Source organism: Enemella evansiae (assembly GCF_002250705.1).
Classification (GTDB): Bacteria; Actinomycetota; Actinomycetes; order Propionibacteriales; family Propionibacteriaceae; genus Enemella; species Enemella evansiae.
This window is the reverse complement of the sequence record NZ_NMVP01000038.1, coordinates 48,889-70,655: the sequence shown is the minus strand read 5'-3', so window position 1 is coordinate 70,655 and position 21,767 is coordinate 48,889. Positions and strand designations below refer to the sequence as shown.

Here is a 21,767-nt window from a genome sequence, read left to right as displayed (position 1 = left end):
AGGATTCGACACCGGCAGCCGGGCAGGTCTAGAGTGCTGCGTCTTCCCCGGATCCCGATCCCGCTCCCATCGCCCACCGCGATGTCGGCACGCTGCCACGTGCCGAACGGATGGAAGCAGCAGCGATGCCCGATCCCCACTCTCCCGACCCCGAGCTGACCGCCGAGCGGGACCACCTGGCGCACTCCCGGGCCACCCTGCACCGGATGCGGGAAGCCGCCGAATCCCTGCACAACAAGAGGATCCAGGGCGGCAATGAGGTGTCCAGCCAGATCCTTGCGGAGTCCCTGTGGCGTCGGATGCGGTCCCTGGAGGACGACCCGGAGGTGCCGCTGTTCTTCGGCCGGCTCGACTACGACCGGACGCTCGGCGCGGAGCTGGACGAGCGGCTCTACGTGGGCCGCCGGCATGTCGTCGGCGAGGCCGGTGGGGAGCCGTTGGTGATCGACTGGCGCGCGGTGATGGCCCTGCCCTTCTATCGGGCGCGGCCCGGTGAACCGATGGGGGTACGCCTGCGGCGCCGCTTCGGTTTCGACCACGGTGAGCTGACCGCACTCGAGGACGAGGAGCTGACGACACCGCACGGGGATGAGCACAGCGGGATCCTGGAGTCGGAGATCGAGCGGCCCCGTACCGGGCCGATGCGCGACATCGTCGCCACCATCCAACCGGAGCAGGATGTGCTGGTGCGGACCGAGCTCGGCCGCTCGTTGTGCATCCAGGGCGCCCCGGGGACCGGGAAGACTGCGGTCGGCCTGCACCGGGCGGCGTACCTGCTCTATTCGTTCCGCAACCAGCTGTCCCGCTCCGGGGTGCTGGTGGTCGGGCCGAACGACTCCTTCCTGGGTTACATCGGTGACGTGCTGCCCGCGCTCGGTGAGATCGATGCCCGCTCCGAAACCCTGGAATCGCTGCTGGAGAAGGAGACCGGGCATCCGGTGCGGGCCGAGGACCCGGCCGAGGTCGCGATCCTCAAGGGTGATCCGCGGCTGGCCGAGGTGCTGCACCGGGCGATCTGGGGCCAGCTCCGGGAGCCGACCAGCACCCTGGTGGTGCCGCGTGGGGCGCACCAGTGGCGGGTGCCGGCGTACCGGGCGGAGGAGGCCATGGCCGCACTGCGGGCCCGCGGGGTCCGGTACCAGGCGGGTCGGGAACTGCTGCCGATCCGGTTGGCGCATCAGGTGCTGCTGCGGATGGAGGCGGCCGGCGACTCCCCCGACGACCGGGTGCAGAACGCGGTGGCGAAGAGCCGGCCGGTGAAGGCGTACTGCGCGGAGATCTGGCCGGAGGTGAAGGCCGATCAGCTGGTGCTGCGGCTGCTCACCGATGCGGAGTTCCGGGCCGAGGCCTGCACCGGGATCCTCACCGAGGACGAGCAATCCCTGCTGCGGTTGGGGAAACCGGCCCGGACCCCGAAATCGGCGAAGTTCTCGCTGGCGGATCTGGTGCTCATCGACGAGGCCCGGGACCTGCTGGAGCGCACCGGCAGCCTCGGCCATGTGATCGTCGACGAGGCCCAGGACCTGTCGCCGATGCAGCTCCGCGCGGTCGGCCGACGGGTGAGCACCGGGTCGGTGACCGTGCTCGGTGACCTGGCCCAGGCGACCACGCCGTGGGCGAGCCGCTCCTGGCCGGAATCCCTGCGCCATCTGGGCAAGGCCGATGCCGAGCTGACCGAGCTGGTCGCCGGCTTCCGGGTGCCCGGTGCGGTGATCGACTATGCCGCGCGGTTGCTGCCGACGATCGCACCGGGGCTCACTCCCCCGCACTCGGTTCGCCGCGGCCGCGGCGAGCTGGAGCTGCGGGCAGTGGATCCGCTGGGCGGACTGCCGGGCGCGGTCGGCGAGCTGGACGAGCGCGAGGGCACGATCGGGGTGATCCTGCCCGATGTGCTGGTTCGGGATGCTCGTCGGGTGCTGGAGGACGCCGGCATCACCTACCAGCTGCTCGGCGCCGACGACGGCTTCGTCTCCCATGTGCAGCTTGCCCCGGCGAGCCTGGCGAAGGGTCTGGAGTTCGACCACGTGGTGCTGCTGGAGCCGGCCGGCATCGTCGCCGGGGAGGCCGATCGCCGCACCGGGTTGCGACGGCTCTACGTCTGCCTGACCCGCGCGGTCACCTCGCTGATCGTGCTGCACGCCGAGGATCTGCCCACCGAACTCGGCACGGCACCGGTCATGGCCGGATCATCGCCATCTTCGTGACGGTGAACTCCTCCATCGCCCAGCGCGGCCCCTCCCGGCCGATGCCGGAATCCTTGACCCCGCCGTAGGGCATCACGTCGGAGCGGAAGCCGGGGATCTCGTTGACCACCACCCCGCCGACCTGCAACCGGTCCAGCACGTCGAAGGCGGTCGCCAACGAGGCGGTGTAGACCGATCCCTGCAGGCCGTAGCGGGAGTCGTTGGCGATCTCGATGGCCTCGTCGATGTCGGCGACCTCGGTGACGCAGACCACCGGGCCGAACACCTCCTCCCGCCACAGGTCGGCATCGCGCGGTACGTCGGCGACCAGGGTGGGGCGGAAGGCACCGTCACCGGGCGTACCGTCCTCGCCGGCGAGCACCCGGGCACCCCGGTCGACCGCGTCGCGCAACCAGCCGGCGATCCGGTCCCGGCTGCGCTGATCGATCACCGGCGCGACCCGGGTGGCGGCGTCCCGGGGGTCGCCGACGACCACCTCGGGAAGCCGTTTCTGCAATCGGGACAGGAAATCCTCGGCCACCTCGCGGTGCACGAGCAGCCGCTGCACCGAGATGCAGGCCTGCCCATTGGCATAGAAGCCACCCCGGATCACCGCATCGACGGCGCGATCCAGGTCGGCATCGGCGGCCACGATCAGTGCGGTGTTCGAGCCCAGTTCGAGCAGCGCCTTGCGCGGGGCGGCGTTCCTGGCGATCAGGTGCCCGACGGCGGCGGAGCCGGTGAAGGAGACGACGGCGGCCCGGGGATCGGTGACCAGCGCGTCACCCACCTCGACGCCGCCGGTGACCAGCTGGCAGGCGGCCTCCGGCAATCCGTTGGCGGCCAGCTGTTCCCGGGTCTGCTGGACCAGCCAGAGGGTCGCCAGCGGGGTCTGCGGCGCCGGCTTGCAGATCACCGGGCAGCCGGCGCCGACCGCGGGCGCGACCTTGTGCGAGGCCAGCAGCAGCGGGTAGTTGAAGCCCGCGATCCCGACGACGACCCCGGCCGGTCTGCGTTGGAAGTAGCCGATCATCCCCGCACCGGCGGGTTGCAGATCCAGCGGCACGGTCTCGCCGACCAGATGGCCGACCTCCTCGGCGGCGGCCTCCCAGGTGGACAGGGTGCGAGCGACCTCGACCCTGCAGTCGATCAGCGGCTTGCCGGTCTCCAGCACCAGCAGGGATTCCAGCTCCTCGGCGTGCTCCCGGATCGCATTCGCGACGCCGAGCAGCACGGCGCGGCGCTGGCCGACGGTCGCCAACTCCATCGCCCGGCGTACGCCCTCGGCGGCGGCGAGTGCCTGCTCGGCCTGGGCCACCGCGCCCACCGGTGCCTCGGTCACGGTGCTGCCGTCGTAGGGGAAGACCACCGTCGCCGTCTCAGCGGTGGCGACCCACTCGTCACCGATCGGCAACCCCGCGGGCAGGGAGTCGAGGAGTTCGCTCATGCCGGGAGAGTAGACCCCGCTCACCCCTGCTGGCGACGGCTGCGCCAATAGTGGTCACCCCGGCGGATCGCGGCGAGGATGGCGGCCTCCGGCTCGTGCCAGCGGTGCAGCACCTGCTGGTAGCTGATCCGGATCACCAGATAGCCGAGCGCGATCAGCTGCTGGTCGCGTTCCCGGTCGCGCTCGTATCCGGCGCCCCGGGAGTGGTGCTCGTAGCTGTCCACCTCGATGATCAACCGCTCCCCGATCAGGAAGTCCACCCGGCCGATCAACCCGATCCGGACCTGGGGGCGCACCTCGATCCGTCGCGCGCGCAGGCGGAGCCGGACCATGGTCTCGGTGCCGGATTCGGCGGGGGCGAGCCGACTCAGGGCGCGGCGGACCCGCCGCGGTTCGTTGGCGAGCAGCTGCTCGAGCTCGGCCCGGGTGGCGCGCCGCAGGTTGAGCGCCGAGTCGAGCAGCACGATCAGCTCTTCCTCGCTCCGGCAGCGGGCGGCGCAGCGCAGGGCCATGCCCAGGTTGTCGACCGACCGCTGCACCAAGGGCCGCGGACCGGTCGGCCAGCAGTCGACGAGGCCCGTGGGCAGCGGCTCGGTGATCGCAGTCGTCCGGCGGCAGTGCACCTCGGCGGTCGGCGGGGTCCACAGGCCGTGCAGGTCGAGGGCGCTGACGCAGGTCAGGGCACCGCCGGCCGTGACCGCCCGGAGCATCCGTTGGTCCACCCAGTGGGGTGTGCGGTACCAGCCGCGGCGGACCGGGCTGAGCACGCCCCGGCGGACCAGGTCCTGGCTGTCGGGGAAGCCGATACCGAGCTGGCGGAGCTGGTGGACCGAGACGATGCCGTGGTTGGCGGCCAGCAGGCGATGGATGTCCATGCCGGCACCATGGGGCGGCTGGCCCGGAATCGTGCGCTCGCACCCGGCGACCTGTGGACAACCCGCCGTCGGTGCTGGGGCTGTGGACAGCGACCCGCAGGAATGATCATGGAATATTCGACCCCTCATCTGAAGTATCCGAATATAAGTGCGGATATTCCATGATCATTCCTGATCGGCGGTCCAGTCGGGCTGTGGCAGCCGCTCCTCCAGCCAGCGCAGCAGGCCGACGACCAGATCGTCGCGGGCGATCCCGGCGGCGACCTGGAGGCCGATCCACCGGCCGTCGTCGGCCCGGCCCGCGTTGATCGTGCCGGCGGGCTGGCCGGACATGTTGTAGGGAACGGTGAAGGAGACGTGCTGCATCGGCAGCTCGGGGTCGGCCTGCGGCATCGGCTGCTCGGCACCGAAGGCGAGCACCGGGGCGACCGGTGACAGCACCACGTCGTACGCCCCGGAGGTCGCGCGGGTGGCCCGGGCCAGGGCCGCGAACTGCTGATAGTTGCGCACCGTCACCGGTCCGTCGAAGCGATCCCCGCCGGCACACCAGGCCCGAATGTAGGGCAGCACCAGCTCCTGCTCGGCCTCGCTGCGGTCCCGCAGGTCGGCCAGCGAGCGGGCCCGCCAGAACCCGTCGATCCCCGCCACCATCTCCTCGGTGACGAACGGCTCCACCCGCTCCACCCTGGCTCCGGCCGCGCGCAACACATCCGCCGCATTCTCCACCGCAGCGGTGATCACGGGATCCACCGGCAGCCCGTAACCCGGATCGAGCTGCACCCCGACGCGCAGCCCGGCCGGATCCACGACGAGTCGCCAGTCCATCCCCGGATAGCCGCGGGTGCTGTAGTCACGGGCATCGGGCACGGCGAGCACCGACATCAGGGTCGCGATGTCATCGACCCGACGACCGAGCGGACCGGCGGCCCGCCCCAGATACGGCACGTCCAGCGGGATCAGGCCTTCGCTCGGTTTCAGCGAGGCGAGCCCGTGCCAGGTCGCGGGCAGGCGTACCGAACCTCCGATGTCGGTGCCGACGTGCCAGGGCCCGAACCCGGCCGCGGCCGCGGTGCCGGCCCCGGCACTGGAACCACCGGTGGTCAGCGCCGGATCCCAGGCATTGCGGGAAATCCCGTGCCGGCTGGAAACCCCGGAGCTGAGCATCCCCCAGTCCGGCATCACGGTGGCACCGAGGATGACACAGCCGGCCTCCTCGAGCCGGTCGGTGATCGGCGCGTTCGCGGCGGCGGTCGGCGGGTCGGGCAACGCGGTGCCCGAGGGGATCAGCCAACCGGCGCGGGCGATGTTCTCCTTGATCGTGACCGGTACCCCGTCCCAGCGGGACAGCGGCCGGCCCGCGCGGCGGCGTGCGGTGGCCGCGGCGGCCTCGGCGCGTACCCGGTCGGTGTCGTGGATCCAGAACGCGTTCAGCACCGGTTCGCGTTCGGCGATCCGGGCCAGCACGGCCTCGGCGACCTCGCTCGGGTCGGTCTCCCCCGCGCTGTACGCCCCAGCCAGGTCGGCCGCGCCGCGCTGCCACAGTTCAGGCACGGTGCTCCTGGCGGGTGATCACGGAGTCGATCAGGCTGCGCCAGCCGTGCACCAGGTCGGCGTCGACGTAGGCCTTGAGCGAGGACTGCGGGCGGACCGCGGTGTCGATGTGGAAGGCGCGTACGCCGGCGCGCGCCAGCCATGGCACGTGTTCGGGTTGCAGTCCGCCGCCGGCGAGGATCAGCCGGGCCACCTGCGGGTCGGCCCCGGCGCGGGTGATCACCTCGTCCAGGCCGTGCTCGATGTCGCGGGCGGAGCCGGCGGTGAGCACCTGGTCGAGCCGCGGCAGTCCGCGCAGTGCGCGCCAGGCGCGGTCGGTGTCCAGGGCCTGGTCGATGGCGCGGTCGAAGGTCCAGGGCCAGTCCCCCTCCTCGAGCAGCGCGCCGAGCACCTCGGTGTCCACTTCGCTGTGTCCGTTGAGAAATCCGAGTACCAGCCCGTCGGCACCGGCATCGACATAGGCGGCGGCCAGACCACGCAACCGGGTGAACTCCCCGCCGTCGGTGCCGAAGCCGGCGCGCAGCCGGAGCAGCACCCGCAGCTGGATGCTGGTGGCGTCGCGCACCTTCTCGATCAGCGCAGGCTCCGGGGCGTACCCGTCGTCGTCCAGCGACCCCACCACGACGACCCGGTCGGCCCCGCCCTCCTCCGCCCGTTGGGCGTCGGCCGGGTGCAGGGCGAGCACTTCGAGCAGCCCTCTCATGACCTCAGTGTGCCGCAGGCGCTGGACACATTCCGGCAACGACGGACGTGTCCCGGTGCAGTTTTCACCCGACCGGTCCTAGGTTGGGTTCATGGTGGGCAGGCGCACCGTATGCGCGATCGGATTGGGTGCCGGGCTGGCGGCCGCGGGCTGCACTCCGAAGGCACCGGCCGCCAGGGAGCAGCTCCGCGCCGCCGCCCCGACGCCCGCGCGGCGCACCTCGTCGGATCCCGACACCAATCGCATCCTGACCGAGATCGGCGGGACGATCGCCCAGCTCACCATCTATTCGGACCGGATCTATGTGACCACAGAGGATGGGCGTGAGCTGCTGAGCAGCGGTGGAGCCTTCGCCCCCGTCAAGGATCCGCAGATTCCGCCGCTGTCCCAGGATCCCCTCTCGGCCGATGCCTTCCTGGTCGCGGCCGTACGCCGGATCGTGGATGCCAACGGGGGCGATTTCGGTGCAGTCTTCCGCTCCGAGGACCAGGTGCTGCTGGAGGTGAAGCAGGGCATGTTTCCCATGGACGAGACCGTGCGTTGCGCACTCCCGCCGGACAAGGAGGTCCCCGCCTACGGCTACCAGGAGGAACAGGGGCTGACCGATGGGCTCGCCGAACTGCGTGCGGTGCAGCGCACGGAGACCTATGCGCTCGGCCTGCGCCACGACGCCAAGGAGGGCACGGCGGTCGTGCTGCACGGGCGATCCGAGCAACAGGATCAGGAGTGGTTGCGTGACCAGTTCCGCCCGTTGACCCGCGGGGAACTCTTCACCCCCCGCAGCACCGAGCCACTCGATCCGGCCATGGTGACGACCCAGAGCCTGATGCGCCTCGCCGGTTCCCTCGTCGATCGCAGCGGAACTGGCGAACTCAACGGGATGGAGCTGCTCGTGCTGTCCCGCAACGGGAAACCGAGGATCGAGTTCACCGCGACCGACGAGGACGGCCTCAGCCTGGTCGGCGATGCCGACCTCAGCGGGCGGATCACCAGGACGCAGTAGGTTCGGTCATGGTGGGGCGACGCGCGGTGTGCGGGATCGGGCTGGGGCTCGGTCTGGCGGCTGCGGGGTGTACGCCGACGAGTCGGCTCCGGGTGGATCCGGCCCCGGTCTCGGCCACCCCGCTGCAACGGCGTACCTCCGAGGACCCCGATACCAACCGCATCCTCACCGAGATCGGCAACGACGTCCTGCAGCTGACGGTCTATCCCGATCGGGTCTATGTGACCACCGTCGATCGTCGCAACCTGGTGAGCAGTGGTGGGCCGTTCGCGATCGCACCCGACGCGCCCGTTCCCGACATGTTTCGATCGATCCGAGCAGCGCCGTTTCCGGCGGACGCATTCCTCGTCGGTCGAGCGCGCGAGTTGTTGCAAAGCACCGGGGGCAGCCTGGGCACCATCGGCCAACCCTACGGTCAGCTCATCCTTGACATCATGCAGGGCGATTTTCCCAACCAGAGAAGGATTCGGTGCGCGGTCGCACCGGGGCGAGAGATACCCGCATACGACTTCTGGACCGAGCAGGGCGTCGCCGACGGACTCGCCGAACTATCGGCCTTGCGACCACAGGCCACCTATTCGATCGGGTTGTTTCGACTGTCCCGGCAAGAGGCATCGATGGGCCTGAGGGGCCGGATGGCCGACCAGGACCGGATCTGGGGCCGGGATCAGTATCGTCCGCTGGTGGGTTCACGTCTGGGCGGTGAACCCTTCCCCGAGAGTTTCGATCCAGCCGTGGTGAACAGCCGGGGCCTGCTCCGAGTCTCCGACGAACTTCTCCGCCGCAGCGGTCGAGAGGTTTCCACCAGTGTCGACGCCGTATCCCGCAACGGCACCCCGGTGCTGGAGATCTACGCCGGCAGCGACGACTGGCCACGCCTCACCGGTACCGCCGATCTCGACGGGCGGATCCTCGAACTGCGGTAGCCACGGTCAGAGACCAGCGGCCGATTGTCCCGGGCCGGCGGATGGTCGATAGTCGAGGCATGTTGTCGCCGAGGTATGCCATCGCCGCGCTCCGGGTGTGCCTGGTCGTGCTGTTCGCGATCCTGCTCGTCTTCCAGTTCTTCTCCCTGCCCGGCGGGATCGCATACCAGACCTCGCAGAACCCGAACGATGCGAAGCTGCGCTGGCCGCTGACCGCCATCGCGGTCTTCCTGGTGCTGTGCGCCCAGGTGGCACTGGTCGCGACCTGGCAACTGCTGGCGCTGATCAGCCGGGACCGGATCTTCACCCATTCCTCGGTGAAGTGGGTCGATGCGATCGTCGTTGCCATCGCCGCCGCCTGGTTGGTGGTGGTCGGCATGCTGGTCGTCGTCGGAGTGAACGCCGACGATCCCGGGATGCCGATGCTGCTGATCCTCATCACCGCCGTCATCACCGTGCTCTGGCTGCTGATGGTGGTCCTGCGGGGGCTGTTGCTGCAGGCCACCACCCTGCGATCGCAACTCGAGGCGGCCGGCTGACGGGTCAGGCCCGCCCCGAAACGCTTTCGGGGCTCACGCTCATCGAGTAGTCGGCCCTGCGCAGCGAAGCGGAGCAGGGCCGACGTGTCGAGATGAGTTCGGTACGGAACGGGTTCGTCTCGACACGGGCGCTGCGCGCCCTGCTCGACGAACGGAAGGGCGCGCTCAGCCTGCGGATTCCTCGACGGCACGGAAGACCCGGGCGATGTTCCCCGAACCGAGCGCGACCAGCTCGTCGCGGCTCCACCCGCGATCGGCGAGCGCGGCCATCAACTCCTGATAGTGCGAGACGTCGGGCAGTTCCGGCGGCAGCAGGGTCGTGCCGTCATAGTCACCACCGATGCCGACGTGTTCGATCCCGGCCACCTCACGGACGTGCTCGATGTGACGCACCACATCGGTAAGATGTGCCGGATTCCCTTCACCGGCAAGGAATTTGGTGACGAAGGTGACCATGCACACTCCCCCGCCGGCGGCCATCCGCTGCAGCACGTCGTCGGGTGCGTTGCGGGGATGGTCCTGCACGGCCCGGGCGCACGAGTGGCTGAAGATCACCGGCGCCGTCGACACGTCGAGGGCGTCGCGCATCGTGGTCGGCGCGGTGTGCGAGAGGTCGACCATCATGCCGAGCCGGTTCATCTCGGCGACCACCTCGCGGCCGAAGTCGGTCAGCCCGCCGTGCCGCGGCTCATCGGTGCCGGAGTCGGCCCATTCGTTGTTCTGGTTGTGGGTCAGAGTCAGATAGCGCACGCCGAGCCGGTGCAGGGTACGCAGGCAGCCCAGCGAGTTGTCGATGCTGTGCCCACCCTCGGCGCCCAGCAGGGACCCGATCGGTGCGTCCGGGCCGGCGGCCAGCACGGCGTCCAGTTCGTCGGCGGTGGTGACCAGCCGCAGATCGCCGGCATACCGCTCGACCATCTGGTGCACCGCGTCGATCTGCTCGCAGGTGTCGGCGAAGAAATCCCCTGTGCCAACGGGATCCTCGCCCTTCACCCCGGGCACGAAGACCGACCAGAACTGGGCGCGTACGCCACCGGTGCGCAGCCGCGGCAGGTCGGTCTGCAGCGCGGGTTGGTCGACGGCGATGTCGCAGGCGTCGAAGTCGTAACGACAGTGCTTGCGCATCGCCCAGGGCAGATCGTTGTGTCCGTCGACGATGGGGATCGGGGTGGTCATGCGCCCGACTCTACTGTCAGTGCAGGATTTCCGAGCCGACTTTCTCCACCGCCCGGCCGTGCCGGCGCAGGGTGACCTTCTGCACCATCATCGTGGCCACTCCGGCGATCAGCAGCCCGGCGACATTGATGCCGAGCTGGAGCAGCGATCCGGTGATCTCGCTGACCACCCCGAGCGCCAGGGCCACCGCCAGGTTGCCGGCGGCGGGCACCGTGGTCACCGAGATGAACACCCCGACCAGGGCATTGGATTTCGCCGAGGTCATCGCCAGCGCACCGGCGGTACCGGCCAGGATCGCGACCACGAAGGACCACCAGTCGGGGTGCCAGATGAACGCCGTCAGCGGCCGCGGTCGCAGCAGATCCGCCGGTGTGATCGCCCCGGTCAGCCGGGCGACCAGCGCGACCGCCACCACGAGCACGATGCTGAGCGCGAATCCGCGCAGCAGGGTGACCGTGGCGCGGCCCGCCAGCTTCGGCCGGCCGAGCGCGATCCCGGCGCAGATGGCGGCCACCACGCCGTAGTCGGGGCCGACGACCATCGCGCCGACCACGATGATCGGCGCGTCGGTGAGCACGGCCACCGCGGCCAATGCGGTGGCCAGCACCAGGAAGGCGTAGAAGGACCAACTGGCTCGCGAGGAGCTCTCCGCCTGCTGCAGCACGACATCCCAGATGACCCCGTCGTCGGGCTCGCCATGGGCGTTGTGCTCCAGTTGGATCGCGGCCGCGAACGGCGTGGCGCTCGGTTCGCTGACGCAGATCCCGCCGACCTGGTCGAGGCCGAGGTCGTCCAGGCTGGCCAAGATGTCATCGGCGGCCTCGCGCGCCACATCGGCCTCGATCAGGTCGCCCGGCGGATCGACCGAGGCACCCGGTTGCACGGTGACATTGGTGGTGCGGCGGTCATCCACCAGGAGGTCGCGCACATCGGTGCTCAACTCGGCGGGCACCACGAGCCGCAGATGAACCAGCATGGGTCCATCGTGCCCGAAACGCGGCGGAGGCGGCCCCCGTTCGGGGACCGCCTCCGCGGTGTCGCTCGGCGGCGCGCCATCGGCGCGCCTCAGGCGTACGGACTCAGAAGCCCATGCCGCCCATCTCGTCGCCACCGGCCGGCATGGCCGGAGCCTTCTCCGGCTTGTCGGCGATGACGGCCTCGGTGGTGAGGAACAGGGCCGCGATCGAGGCCGCGTTCTGCAGCGCCGACCGGGTCACCTTGGCCGGGTCGATGATCCCGGCCTTCATCATGTCGACGTATTCGCCGGTGGCCGCGTTGAGGCCCTCGCCGGCGGGCAGCGAGCCCACCTTCTCGGCCACCACGCCGCCCTCGAGGCCGGCGTTCGCAGCGATCTGGCGCAGCGGAGCGGAGCAGGCCTCGATGACGATCTTGGCGCCGATCAGCTCGTCACCGTTCAGCTGGGCCAGGTCGAACTTCTTGGTCGCCTGCAGCAGGGCCACGCCACCGCCGGGCACGATGCCCTCCTCGACGGCCGCCTTGGCGTTGCGCACGGCGTCCTCGATGCGGTGCTTGCGCTCCTTGAGCTCCACCTCGGTGGCCGCACCGACCTTGATCACCGCAACGCCGCCGGCCAGCTTGGCCAGCCGCTCCTGCAGCTTCTCGCGGTCGTAGTCGGAGTCGCTGTTCTCGATCTCGTTGCGGATCTGCTTGACCCGCCCCTGGATCTCGTCGGCCTCGCCACCGCCGTCGACGATGGTGGTCTCGTCCTTGGTCACGCGGACCTGGCGGGCGGTGCCCAGCAGCTCCAGGGTGACGGCGTCGAGCTTCAGGCCCACGTCCTCGGAGATGACCTGGCCACCGGTGAGGATGGCGATGTCACCGAGCATGGCCTTGCGGCGGTCGCCGAAGCCCGGGGCCTTCACGGCGACGGACTTGAAGGTGCCGCGGATCTTGTTGACGATCAGGCCGGCCAGGGCCTCACCGTCGACGTCCTCGGCGATCACGACGAGCGGCTTGCCCGACTGCATGACCTTCTCCAGCACCGGCAGGAGATCCTTGAGGCTGGAGATCTTGGAGTTGGCGATCAGGATGTAGGGATCGTCGAGCACGGTCTCCATGCGCTCGGTGTCGGTCACGAAGTAGCCCGAGATGTAGCCCTTGTCGAAGCGCATGCCCTCGGTCAGCTCGAGGTCCAGCCCGAAGGTGTTGGACTCCTCGACGGTGATCACACCCTCCTTGCCGACCTTCTCCATCGCCTCGGCGATGATCTTGCCGACGGTCTCGTCAGCGGCGGAGATCGACGCGGTGGCAGCGATCTGCTGCTCGGTCTCGATGTCGGTGGCCATCCCCAGCAGCTCCTCGCTGATGGCGGCGGTGGCCTTCTCGATGCCCTTCTTCAGGCCCATCGGGTTGGCGCCGGCGGTGACGTTGCGCAGACCCTCGCGCACCATCGCCTGGGCCAGCACGGTCGCGGTGGTGGTGCCGTCGCCCGCGACGTCGTCGGTCTTCTTGGCGACTTCCTTGACCAGCTCGGCGCCGATCTTCTCGTACGGCTCCTCGAGCTCGATCTCCTTGGCGATCGACACGCCGTCGTTGGTGATCGTGGGGGCGCCCCACTTCTTCTCCAGCACGACGTTGCGGCCCTTGGGGCCGAGGGTCACCTTCACCGCGTCGGCGAGGACGTTCATGCCCCGCTCGAGACCGCGGCGAGCCTCGATGTTGAACTCAATCAGTTTTGCCATGTGTTCCGGGAGTCCTCCCGCATCGGGGGCGTACGCCCCATGGTTGTCTGTGATGCGCCAAGACGATGCCCGCGACGGACGACACCCGTGGGTGCCTCACCGGACTTGACGGTGGCACTCGGGCGTACCGAGTGCTAAGTCATGTTTAGCACTCTCACCGGTGGAGTGCAAACAATCCGGGCAGACGAAACCGGGCGATCCCGACGTCGGGTTCGTCGGGACCGCCCGGTGGGGTACGCCTGATTCAGACCGTGGCGGCCGGCCAGGTGCCCTGCATCGGGACGGTGGCGACCGCCGAGGTGAACTCGCGGGCCTGGCTGGCCAAGGAGTTCACCAGGTCGACGAAGACCTTGATGGTGGCGACGATCGCTGCGATCAGGCCGATGATCTCGGCCGCCCCGATCGCGGTACCGGCGGGCACCGCGGCCATCTTCCCGATGGCCAGCCCGAGGCCGACCGCGGCGAAGCTCATCGCCACCAGGAAGGTATAGGTGGCGGTGATGCCGGAGTCGCCCAGCTTGACCATCGAACCGCCGAAGGTGAGTACGCCACCCTTGGCTTCTCCGGCAGCGGCCTGCTGCTTGTCGGCGGCCTTGAAGAACGCCTCGGCGCCCGCACCCTGCCAGGATTCCTTCGACTTGAGCTGGCTCGGGTCCAGGGACTCGGCGAAGTCGGCGGTCCGCGGACCCATGCCGTCACGGATCTTCTCACCGATGCACTTGATGTACCACGGCGCCACCAGGCCCTGGAGCGCCTGCTGATAGATGTCATAGGCCTTGTTGACGGCTTCCTGCCCCTTGCGGCAGGCGGCAAGCACGTCGTCGAGCCAGGGGATCACGCCGAGCGTGATCTTGTTGGCCCAGTCGATCGCCGTCTGCACGGTGTTCATCACGCCGTTGAAGATCGTCTGCAGCACTTCGACCGCAGCGACCACACCGTCGACCATGACACCCAGCGGTCCGGTATCGCACTCCTTGGCGAGCACACCGTCCGTCGCCCCGCCGTCTTGGGATTCTGTTGCCATGTAGGTCATCTCAGGGCTCCGTCCTGGTCGCCTGCTGCTGGTTCTGCATCTCGGTCTGGTCGTACTGGGTCGCGGTCTGGGTCAGCTTCTCCGACATCCGGTCGAGCGCCTTCTCCGCGTCGGTATAGATGGTCACGCAGCGATCGATCGCCTCGCCGTACGGCCCGGCCGCGGCGAACCAGAGGCCCCAGGACGGGACACCGCTCTTGAGTGAGCCGAAGGTCTTGGCGATACCGGCCGCCCGATTGGCCCGGTCGGCGTAGGTCTTCGCGTCCTCCCGCATGTCCCCGGTGTTGAACTGCGTGTCCTCCTTGGGCCCTCCGGGTTCGTCCGGCGGGTTCGTCGGCGGGGTCGGTGTCGGGGGCGGAGTGGTCGGGGGCGGAGTGGTGGGGGGCGGCGTGGTCGGGGGCGTGTTGGTACCGGGGCCACCGCCCTGGTTGCCGCCACCGCCGCCCTGGTTGCCGCCACCGCCGCCCTGGTTGCCACCGCCACCACCGGTGTTGCCACCACCGCCGCCCGAGTCCTGCTCGTCCTCGGCGTCCTTGTCGTCCTTCTTGTCTTCCTCGTCCTCGGCCTTGTCCTCGTCGCCCTTGCCGTCGGAATCCGCGTCCTCGCCCTGGCCGGCATCCTTGCCGCCGTCGGGGTCCGGTTTGCGATCGGACAGGTCGACCTCGACCTGGCCGTCGGGGGTGATGACGAACCGGGTGCCGTCGAGCTGGGTGACGGTCACCTTGTCGCCGTCGGTCTGGACCTTGGTGCCGTCCTCGGTCATGAGTACGCCGTCGCCGTTCAGTTCGGAGACGTCGTCGCTCTCCGCACCCGGAGTGTCGTTGTTGCTGATGTCGGCATCGACGGTGACCGAGCCGTCGGCCTTCCGGGTGACCTGCACCCCGCCGTTGGTGGTGATCACGGTGTCCTGGCCTCGGGTGTCGACCACCCCACCGTCAGCGAGCACGCCGACCTCCTCATCGGCGAGCGTGGTGTCGGAACTGATGTCCTGGTGCTCCGGCGGCACCTCGACCACCGGATCCTGGCGTTCCTTGTGCGCCGGTGCCGGTGACAGGTTCACCGCCTGATCGCCGACCGCCTCGGTGCTCGTGCCGATCTCGGTCTCGGTGACCACCTGATCCTGCTGGAGCTGCTGTTCCTCGAGGACCGCGTCGTCGACGGGCGCCTGCTGGGCGTCCTCCGGCGCACTCAGCAGGTCCGACGCCGGGCCCGCCTCGTCCAGCGTGTCCGAGGCCGGCGGCTGCACCATCGGCGCATCGCCCTCCCCGGCGTACCCCGACCAGTAGTCGGTCTCGTTGCTCTCGGTCGTCATCTCCCCGCTCCGCTCACTGTCCGAAGTTGCTCAGTTGATGGCGCTGCTCGGCCGCCTGCTCGAGGATCTCGGCGAAGGCCGTGGTGATCGTGTTGCCGCTCAGCCCGCGTACCCAGTTGCGGTCCAGGCGTACCTCGACCGGAAAGCCCGACTCGTAGACGATCGACGCGCGCCGGGAGTTGTTGAAGTACTCCACCCGCGCGCCCTCGTTCGCCCGCCGCTCGAGATCCGCGGCGATCCGGTCGAACTGCGCCATCGCCTGGTTGAACTGCGCCAGCAGGGCGTCCTGATCCCCGCTCGCGACCGCGGCGTCGAAATAGCGGGTCCGCTCGGCGACCATCTCCTGCGCCTCGTCCCGGATCGCCGGAGTGATCGCGGGCTCCCCCGACTCCGCCACCTCGGGCTGGTCAGCGCCGCCGAAGGACTGCACCATCCCGTCACTGATCGCTGCCTGCACCGCCTGCGCGAGCGCATCCGGTTCGACCTTCTCCTGCCACTTCGCCGCCACCGTGATCGCGGTCAGCCGCTGCTCGGCGTCCAGCGCGGCGGTCACCACACCGGCGGGGTCGTGCCCCTCACCGGGTTGGCTGACGACCTTCAGTTTCGCGGTCAACTGGTGCAGCTCGGCGAGCGACTGCTCCAGCTGCTGCATGGGATCCTGTGGGCTCATCTGGTCCTCCTTGCCACAACGGTGTCACCGGGCGGGGCCAGCGCGAGCACCCTGCGATACTCAGACCGTGAGCCGGGATACTCAAAAACTCCTCCCGCGCCCCCGCGGCGGCCTGCGCTGGCTGCTGAACTTCGTGAACCTGTCCACCCCGCTCGGGGTCGGCATCGCCCTGCTCGGCGGCGCGCGCCCTCGGCCCGGACCGCAGGGGCTGCTGCTCGCCGAGGGTTACCGGCTCGGCTTCCCGATCGCCGGCGCGTTCACCGTCGGAAACGTGGTGATCACCGCCGGCGGCCTGGACCGGTTGCTCGCCGACGACGGTCGGATGCTGCGGCACGAGGCCCGGCATGCCTGGCAGTACGCGGTCTGCGGTGGCCTGCCTTTCCTGCCCCTGTACGCCGTGGCGGCGGCCTGGTCGGTGGTCAGCACCGGTGATGTGGCCAGCCAGAATCCGTTCGAACGTCTCGCCGGGTTGGCCGACGGCGGCTATCCCCGCCGGCCGAGCCGATTCGCGATGAACCGTGGGGCCCTACGCTGAGCAACCGTGACCTCCGGATCCGAGATGCCCCCGATGCCCGATCCCAGGCGGCTGCTGGCGAAGCTGCAGGCCGATGTCCGCGGGTTCGAGGCCCGCGCCGAACGAACCAACCAGGCGCTGCGCCAGGCGAGCGTCGAGGTGCCCGGTGAGCAGGTGACGCTGCGGTTGCTCGGCAACCACCTGACCGGCATCGAGTTCCACCAGGCCGCGCTGCGGCTCACCCCGGCCCAGCTCACCGCCACCCTGGACGCGGCGCTGCGCCGCGGTGCGGGTCAGACCAACAAGAACGCCGAGGCGGTGGTCCGCGACGCCTTCGGCGACGAGGCGGCGGCCCGCGGGGTGGCCGCGGTCGCCCCCGAGGAGCGCCCGGTGGACGTGGACGCGGACGCGGGTGCGGGCGCTGCGGCGTACCGCTCCCCGCAGGCGGATGCGCCGATGACACCGGAACAGCAGGAGGACCTGCTGGACGACATCCTGAACCGGATGGACAGCGACGACGAACCGCTCGACCCGGCGGCGATCATGGCCGAGATCGGCTACGTCCCCTCGAGCGTGCCGCCGGATCAGCTGCAGGCCGACTTCGACGCCGAGATCGAGCGGATCAAGGCCAGCGCCACCCGCCTGCCGGAGCTGATGGAACGGGTCACCGGGACCGGCAGCGACGGTGCGGTCGAGGTCCGGGTGAACGCCGCCGGGGTGATCCTCGGCACCCGCTTCGGCGCCGGCTTCGACCGCGAGGGCACCACGGTGCTCGGCGAGCGCTTCACCGCCGCGTACGCCGCAGCGCGCAGCGACGCGCAGGCCCAGTTGCGCGACCAGCTCGATGACACCCTGGCCGGCAATCCCTTCCTGGACGAGCTCTGAGGCAACGACGAGCCGGAAGTTTCCACACCCGCTGACCGGGCGCGCGCGCCGGCCGGAATCTAGATTGGCCCCAACCCCGCAACCACAGGAGTCGACGTGACCGAGACCTTCAGCGTGCCGGAGATGCGGACGCATCACAGCAACCTGCAGGCAGTGGATTCCAGCACCCAGGACGTGGTCGGCCGGGCCCAGGACACCGGCATCGGCGACTGGAAGATGTATGGCATCTTCGCCAGCCCGATCGTCTGCCCGATCCTGATGCTCGGCGACCAGCTGCACGGGCGGACCATCGACGAGCTCGGCCGGGTCAGTGCGACGGTGACCGAGGGTTTCGGCACCACCGCCGACCTCTACGACGCCACCGAGCAGAGCAATGTCGATCTGGCGAAGTCGATCACCGCCGAACTGGCGAGCATGCGGGAGGCGACGGGCCGATGACCGCCACCAGTCAGGGTCTGCCCTTCGTCTCGGTCGGATCGGCCAATGTCACGCTCCCGATCTACAACGACATCGCCAGCGCCAGCCAGCACTGGGCCGACGGTGAGGCCTCCATCGGCGACGTCACCGCGGTCGCCGACATCGGCCTCGGCATCCTGTCGGTCGCCCTCGACCCGCTGAACGCGCTGATCGGTGCCGCGGTCGGCTCGCTGATGGACATCCTGGTCACGAACGTCTCGTGGTTGAAGGAGCCGGTGGATTTCCTGCTCGGCAACCCGGATGCGATCTACGCCCATGCGCAGAAGTGGCAGACGATCTCCGACGACCTGGTGGGCGTCGCCAACCAGCACGCCGGTACCGCGGGCGACCTGCCCGGCTGGCAGGGCCGCGCCTCGGAGGCGTACACCCAGGTGATGCAGGGGGTGAACGACAACTACCGGTCCGCCTCGGCCGCGGCGGCGAAGATGGCCGACTGGGTCTCCACCGCCGGGATGGTCGTCGGCATCTTCCGCGAGACCATCTGGAACCTGATCAAGATGTTCGTCACCGAGGTGGTGCAGGCCGCGATCCTGGCGGCGGCCGCCGCGGTGCCGTCGGTCGGCGCCTCGCTGGCCGCCTTCACCGGTTGGTTCGGCGCACGGATGGCGATGATCGGCGCCAAGATCGCGTCCAAGATGGGCAAGCTGATGCGGATCCTGTCGAAGCTGGCCAAGAAGATGAACCTGAGCAGCAAATTCTTCGACGACGCCGCCCGGGCCCTGTCCAAGGTCTCGCAGAAGCTGGCCCGCTCCGCCCGGCTGAAGATCGCCGGCGACGCGACCCGGCCGGCGGTCCGCGGCCGGCACTCGATCCCCAACGACCGGATCCCGATGAAGCCGAAGATGCCCGGACGCACCACCTCCGCGGAGGTGTTCGGCGAAAAGGGCGGGGAGATCTATGACCGGCTGCGCACGGTGAACCGGAACGTGGTCAAACCGATGGACCGCTCGCAGACCAGCGGCACCCTGGAGGCCAACGACACCCAGGAAGAGATCCAGGACATCGACCGCTGAACCGACCCGTCAGGGTGCCCGGATGCCATCCCCGAGTTCTTCGGCGTACGCCCGCCGCGGCGAGCGGGCGCGGGTGCTCGCGATCGTTGCCGGGGTGCTCTCCCTGGTCGCGGCGACCTGGGCGCTGCTCGCGGCGAGCCACTGGATCGGTCTGCAACCCAGTTCGGATCTGCTCGGCCGTGGCCGGGCCACGGTGACCGAGTGCCGAGCCGATCCGAGCCAGCTCTGGCTGATGCAGCGGTGTGTGGCGACGGTGGAATGGGATCCGGGGGCGGCCCCCGACGGTTACCGGACGCCGGCGACGATCGAGGCGCGGGAGCCGGTCTCCGGTGAGGTGGCCGTGGAGGCGTACCGATCCCAGTGGTCAGTCGGGACGAGCAGCAACCCGCGGACCGAGGTGGTGCAGGTCGCCGGCGACCATCGCTCGGCGGGTGGGTTGCTCACGGTGCTGTGCGTGCTGGGCGTGCTCGCGGTCCCGATCCTGGTCAGCGGCGCGCTGTCCGGGCTGCGACGCTGAGCGCCGGTCGTGCCGAGGTCAGTCCTTGTCGGGATCGAACCCGAGCCGACGCGCGGAGCGGGCGCGCTGCCGAGTGGCGCGCAGCCGGCGCAGCCGCTTCACCAGCAGCGGGTCGTGGGCCAGCGCCTCGGGCTTGTCGATGAGGGCGTTCAACACCTGGTAGTAGCGGGTGGTCGACATGTCGAAGCGCTCCCGGATGCCCTGTTCCTTGGCGCCGGCGTACTTCCACCACTGGCGCTCGAAGTCGAGGATCTCCGCGTCCCGCTCGCTGAGTGCGGCGGGGGCGCCGGTGGACGGCTGCGGGTTCAGGGCTGACATGGCCCCCATCGTAGGCGGAAACAACAACGGTGTCATTACCTTCGGCGCGTCGCGGGCTACGATGCCAGCATCCGCAGAGTAAGGGCCGAGGAGGCAACCGATGCAGCCCATCACCGGAGTCATCCAGGACTACCCGTGGGGGTCGACCGACGGCATCCCCGGCGTGCTCGGCCGCGAGGTCACCGGCCGGCCGCAGGCCGAATACTGGCTGGGCGCCCACACGAAGGCACCGGCCACCCTGGCCGAGGGTGATCTGGCCGGGTTCCTCGCCGACCACCCGGCCGAGATCGGCAGCGTCTCGGTCGAGCGGTTCGGCGACCGGCTGCCGTTCCTGCTCAAGGTGCTGTCGGCGAAGCAGGCCCTGTCGCTGCAGGCCCATCCCTCTCGCGCCCAGGCGATCGAGGGGTACGCCCGCGAGAACGACGCGGGGGTGGCTCTCGACGCCCCGGACCGGAACTACCGCGACGACTGGCCGAAGCCGGAGGCGATGGTCGCGCTGACCGAGTTCCACGGGCTCTGCGGGTTCCGCGAACCGGCGGAGACGCGGGCACTGTTCGCGAAGCTCGGCGTGGATGAGGCGGATCAGCTGATGGAACCGCTGACCGATCCCGACGGCATCGCGCGGGTGTTCCTGGAGGTCCTCGGGCTGGCCGATCAGGAGGGTGAATTGGTCGCCTCGGTGGTCACCGCCGCGTCGGCGTACGCCGCCGAGGATTCCGACTTCGGCCGGTTCTGCCGCACCGCGGTGGAGCTGAACGCCGACTACCCGAACGATGCCGGCATCCTGGCGGCGCTGCTGCTGAACCGGATCACCCTCGCTCCGGGCGAGGCATTCTTCATGCCCGCCGGGAATCTGCACGCCTACCTGCGCGGTACCGGGATCGAGATCATGTCGAACTCCGACAACGTGCTCCGCGGTGGTCTGACCGGCAAGCACATCGACATCGACGAACTGGCCCAGGTGGTCGACTTCTCCCCCGGCTTCCCGGGGGTGGTCACGCCGGTCGATGAGGGCAACGGGGTGCGCCGCTATCCGACCGAGGCGCCGGAGTTCGCGCTCTGGGAGGTGCAGGACTGCGCCGACGCCGCGCTGCCGGCCACCGGCCGCGGCCGGATCCTGCTGGTCGTCGACGGCACCGCCACCCTGCGTCGGGGCTCCGAGGTGCTCGAGGTGCCGCGCGGCGGCGCGGCCTTCATCGGCGCCACCGAGGACGATGTCCGCCTCGACGGCCCCACCCGCGGCTTCCTCGCCGCCAGCGGCATCTGAGGCAGGCCCGTTCATCTCGACACGGCAGCCATTGCTCCGCAAGCTCCGCATGGCTGCCTACTCGATGAACGCAGGGCGCGCGGGCGCGAGCCGACAAGAACGGGAGGCGAGCGTCGGAAGCGCGCCCCCGCGATGCAGACCCACCAAGGAGAAATCCCCGCGTCGCCGCCGCAACCACCAGCATGATCACCGCGAGGGGTTTCGACGACTGGGCCGAAGAGCGGGGATTGGGCGCGCGGGCGCGAGCCGACAAGAACGGGAGGCGAGCGTCGGAAGCGAGCCCCCGCGATGCAGACCCACCAAGGAGAAATCCCCGCGTCGCCGCCGCAACCACCAGCATGATCACCGCGAGGGGTTTCGACGACTGGGCCGAAGAGCGGGGATTGGGCGCGCGGGCGCGAGCCGACAAGAACGGGAGGCGAGCGTCGGAAGCGAGCCCCCGCGATGCAGACCCACCAAGGAGAAATCCCCGCGTCGCCGCCGCAACCACCAGCATGATCACCGCGAGGGGTTTCGACGACTGGGCCGAAGAGCGGGGATTGGGCGCGCGGGCGCGAGCCGACAAGAACTCGAGCCTCCGACAGGATTCGAACCCGCGACCCTCGCTTTACAAGAGCGACGCTCTACCAACTGAGCTACGGAGGCAAGGCATCCAT

Annotated in this window: 21 protein-coding genes and 1 tRNA gene; 10 read left to right on the top strand and 12 right to left on the bottom strand. The window is 69.8% G+C overall.

Annotated features, from left to right (window positions below):
• Window positions 1-125 precede the first annotated feature (125 nt).
• Window positions 126-2,204: a HelD family protein gene (locus BI335_RS20390; RefSeq protein ID WP_094433264.1), complete on the top strand. Its 2,079-nt coding sequence runs from the start codon at window positions 126-128 to the stop codon at window positions 2,202-2,204.
• On the opposite strand, the gene BI335_RS20385 is transcribed toward BI335_RS20390, so the two are convergent.
• The 4 genes from BI335_RS20385 to BI335_RS20370 form a co-directional block, all read right to left on the bottom strand.
• Complete coding sequence (locus BI335_RS20385) at window positions 2,176-3,630, bottom strand: aldehyde dehydrogenase family protein (protein ID WP_094433262.1); 1,455 nt, start codon at window positions 3,628-3,630, stop codon at window positions 2,176-2,178. The genes BI335_RS20390 and BI335_RS20385 overlap by 29 nt on opposite strands.
• Before the next feature lie 20 nt (window positions 3,631-3,650).
• Window positions 3,651-4,505: a DUF559 domain-containing protein gene (locus tag BI335_RS20380; RefSeq protein ID WP_172421989.1), complete on the bottom strand. Its 855-nt coding sequence runs from the start codon at window positions 4,503-4,505 to the stop codon at window positions 3,651-3,653.
• 165 nt (window positions 4,506-4,670) lie between these two features.
• Window positions 4,671-6,056: an amidase gene (locus BI335_RS20375; protein WP_094433258.1), complete on the bottom strand. Its 1,386-nt coding sequence runs from the start codon at window positions 6,054-6,056 to the stop codon at window positions 4,671-4,673.
• On the bottom strand, window positions 6,049-6,759 hold the full coding sequence (locus BI335_RS20370; RefSeq protein WP_094433256.1) for a copper homeostasis protein CutC: 711 nt from the start codon (window positions 6,757-6,759) through the stop codon (window positions 6,049-6,051). Before BI335_RS20370 ends, BI335_RS20375 begins: the two co-directional genes overlap by 8 nt.
• 91 nt (window positions 6,760-6,850) lie before the next feature.
• On the opposite strand from BI335_RS20370, the gene BI335_RS20365 reads away from it, so the two are divergent.
• From BI335_RS20365 to BI335_RS20355, 3 genes are all read left to right on the top strand, one after another.
• Window positions 6,851-7,762, top strand: a complete 912-nt coding sequence (locus BI335_RS20365; RefSeq protein ID WP_094433253.1) for a hypothetical protein — start codon at window positions 6,851-6,853, stop codon at window positions 7,760-7,762.
• A gap of 92 nt (window positions 7,763-7,854) precedes the next feature.
• Complete coding sequence (locus BI335_RS20360; RefSeq protein WP_094433250.1) at window positions 7,855-8,688, top strand: hypothetical protein; 834 nt, start codon at window positions 7,855-7,857, stop codon at window positions 8,686-8,688.
• A gap of 59 nt (window positions 8,689-8,747) precedes the next feature.
• On the top strand, window positions 8,748-9,227 hold the full coding sequence (locus tag BI335_RS20355; protein ID WP_094433248.1) for a DUF2975 domain-containing protein: 480 nt from the start codon (window positions 8,748-8,750) through the stop codon (window positions 9,225-9,227).
• A 165-nt stretch (window positions 9,228-9,392) separates the two neighbouring features.
• Here the strand turns inward: BI335_RS20355 and BI335_RS20350 are convergent, their stop codons facing one another.
• The 6 genes from BI335_RS20350 to BI335_RS20325 form a co-directional block, all read right to left on the bottom strand.
• The gene (locus tag BI335_RS20350; RefSeq protein WP_094433246.1) at window positions 9,393-10,403 is read right to left on the bottom strand and encodes a dipeptidase; all 1,011 of its coding nucleotides are present in this window, start codon (window positions 10,401-10,403) and stop codon (window positions 9,393-9,395) included.
• A 16-nt stretch (window positions 10,404-10,419) separates the two neighbouring features.
• On the bottom strand, window positions 10,420-11,379 hold the full coding sequence (locus BI335_RS20345; RefSeq protein WP_094433244.1) for a DUF389 domain-containing protein: 960 nt from the start codon (window positions 11,377-11,379) through the stop codon (window positions 10,420-10,422).
• 103 nt (window positions 11,380-11,482) lie between these two features.
• Window positions 11,483-13,105, bottom strand: a complete 1,623-nt coding sequence (gene groL, locus BI335_RS20340) for a chaperonin GroEL (protein ID WP_094433242.1) — start codon at window positions 13,103-13,105, stop codon at window positions 11,483-11,485.
• 244 nt (window positions 13,106-13,349) lie between these two features.
• Window positions 13,350-14,129 (bottom strand): hypothetical protein, encoded by a 780-nt coding sequence (locus tag BI335_RS20335; protein ID WP_133626632.1) that lies wholly within the window; start codon window positions 14,127-14,129, stop codon window positions 13,350-13,352.
• 10 nt (window positions 14,130-14,139) lie between these two features.
• Window positions 14,140-15,450: a hypothetical protein gene (locus tag BI335_RS21260; protein WP_133626631.1), complete on the bottom strand. Its 1,311-nt coding sequence runs from the start codon at window positions 15,448-15,450 to the stop codon at window positions 14,140-14,142.
• 13 nt (window positions 15,451-15,463) lie between these two features.
• Window positions 15,464-16,120 (bottom strand): hypothetical protein, encoded by a 657-nt coding sequence (locus BI335_RS20325; protein WP_094433240.1) that lies wholly within the window; start codon window positions 16,118-16,120, stop codon window positions 15,464-15,466.
• Between the two features lie 67 nt (window positions 16,121-16,187).
• On the opposite strand from BI335_RS20325, the gene BI335_RS20320 reads away from it, so the two are divergent.
• The 5 genes from BI335_RS20320 to BI335_RS20300 all read left to right on the top strand — a co-directional run bounded on the left by BI335_RS20320 (window position 16,188) and on the right by BI335_RS20300 (window position 19,526).
• Window positions 16,188-16,655 carry a hypothetical protein gene (locus BI335_RS20320; protein WP_229118011.1) on the top strand — a complete coding sequence of 156 codons (468 nt, stop codon included), beginning with the start codon at window positions 16,188-16,190 and terminating at the stop codon, window positions 16,653-16,655.
• A gap of 33 nt (window positions 16,656-16,688) precedes the next feature.
• Complete coding sequence (locus BI335_RS20315; protein WP_133626629.1) at window positions 16,689-17,519, top strand: hypothetical protein; 831 nt, start codon at window positions 16,689-16,691, stop codon at window positions 17,517-17,519.
• A gap of 96 nt (window positions 17,520-17,615) precedes the next feature.
• On the top strand, window positions 17,616-17,957 hold the full coding sequence (locus tag BI335_RS20310; protein WP_094355695.1) for a Rossmann-fold NAD(P)-binding domain-containing protein: 342 nt from the start codon (window positions 17,616-17,618) through the stop codon (window positions 17,955-17,957).
• Window positions 17,954-19,009 carry a WXG100 family type VII secretion target gene (locus BI335_RS20305; RefSeq protein ID WP_094433236.1) on the top strand — a complete coding sequence of 352 codons (1,056 nt, stop codon included), beginning with the start codon at window positions 17,954-17,956 and terminating at the stop codon, window positions 19,007-19,009. Before BI335_RS20310 ends, BI335_RS20305 begins: the two co-directional genes overlap by 4 nt.
• 22 nt (window positions 19,010-19,031) lie before the next feature.
• Window positions 19,032-19,526 carry a hypothetical protein gene (locus BI335_RS20300; protein ID WP_133626628.1) on the top strand — a complete coding sequence of 165 codons (495 nt, stop codon included), beginning with the start codon at window positions 19,032-19,034 and terminating at the stop codon, window positions 19,524-19,526.
• An 18-nt stretch (window positions 19,527-19,544) separates the two neighbouring features.
• Here BI335_RS20300 and BI335_RS20295 read toward each other — a convergent pair whose 3' ends face one another.
• On the bottom strand, window positions 19,545-19,844 hold the full coding sequence (locus tag BI335_RS20295) for a DUF3263 domain-containing protein (RefSeq protein WP_172421987.1): 300 nt from the start codon (window positions 19,842-19,844) through the stop codon (window positions 19,545-19,547).
• Between the two features lie 100 nt (window positions 19,845-19,944).
• Here BI335_RS20295 and manA point away from each other — a divergent pair, with 100 nt between their 5' ends.
• Window positions 19,945-21,111 (top strand): mannose-6-phosphate isomerase, class I, encoded by a 1,167-nt coding sequence (gene manA, locus BI335_RS20290; RefSeq protein ID WP_094427713.1) that lies wholly within the window; start codon window positions 19,945-19,947, stop codon window positions 21,109-21,111.
• Between the two features lie 572 nt (window positions 21,112-21,683).
• On the opposite strand, the gene BI335_RS20285 is transcribed toward manA, so the two are convergent.
• Window positions 21,684-21,756, bottom strand: a tRNA-Thr gene (locus BI335_RS20285).
• Between the last annotated feature and the right edge of the window lie 11 nt (window positions 21,757-21,767).

Coding starts and splice junctions, on each gene's coding strand:
- manA (WP_094427713.1), top strand. CDS start 19,945: ATGCAGCCCATCACCGGAGTCATCCAGGACTACCCGTGGGGGTCGACC.
- BI335_RS21260 (WP_133626631.1), bottom strand. CDS start 15,450: ATGACGACCGAGAGCAACGAGACCGACTACTGGTCGGGGTACGCCGGG.
- BI335_RS20335 (WP_133626632.1), bottom strand. CDS start 14,129: ATGGCAACAGAATCCCAAGACGGCGGGGCGACGGACGGTGTGCTCGCC.
- groL (WP_094433242.1), bottom strand. CDS start 13,105: ATGGCAAAACTGATTGAGTTCAACATCGAGGCTCGCCGCGGTCTCGAG.
- BI335_RS20300 (WP_133626628.1), top strand. CDS start 19,032: ATGCCATCCCCGAGTTCTTCGGCGTACGCCCGCCGCGGCGAGCGGGCG.
- BI335_RS20370 (WP_094433256.1), bottom strand. CDS start 6,759: ATGAGAGGGCTGCTCGAAGTGCTCGCCCTGCACCCGGCCGACGCCCAA.
- BI335_RS20350 (WP_094433246.1), bottom strand. CDS start 10,403: ATGACCACCCCGATCCCCATCGTCGACGGACACAACGATCTGCCCTGG.
- BI335_RS20295 (WP_172421987.1), bottom strand. CDS start 19,844: ATGTCAGCCCTGAACCCGCAGCCGTCCACCGGCGCCCCCGCCGCACTC.
- BI335_RS20380 (WP_172421989.1), bottom strand. CDS start 4,505: ATGGACATCCATCGCCTGCTGGCCGCCAACCACGGCATCGTCTCGGTC.
- BI335_RS20385 (WP_094433262.1), bottom strand. CDS start 3,630: ATGAGCGAACTCCTCGACTCCCTGCCCGCGGGGTTGCCGATCGGTGAC.
- BI335_RS20355 (WP_094433248.1), top strand. CDS start 8,748: ATGTTGTCGCCGAGGTATGCCATCGCCGCGCTCCGGGTGTGCCTGGTC.
- BI335_RS20390 (WP_094433264.1), top strand. CDS start 126: ATGCCCGATCCCCACTCTCCCGACCCCGAGCTGACCGCCGAGCGGGAC.
- BI335_RS20325 (WP_094433240.1), bottom strand. CDS start 16,120: ATGAGCCCACAGGATCCCATGCAGCAGCTGGAGCAGTCGCTCGCCGAG.
- BI335_RS20315 (WP_133626629.1), top strand. CDS start 16,689: ATGCCCGATCCCAGGCGGCTGCTGGCGAAGCTGCAGGCCGATGTCCGC.
- BI335_RS20345 (WP_094433244.1), bottom strand. CDS start 11,379: ATGCTGGTTCATCTGCGGCTCGTGGTGCCCGCCGAGTTGAGCACCGAT.
- BI335_RS20305 (WP_094433236.1), top strand. CDS start 17,954: ATGACCGCCACCAGTCAGGGTCTGCCCTTCGTCTCGGTCGGATCGGCC.
- BI335_RS20365 (WP_094433253.1), top strand. CDS start 6,851: ATGGTGGGCAGGCGCACCGTATGCGCGATCGGATTGGGTGCCGGGCTG.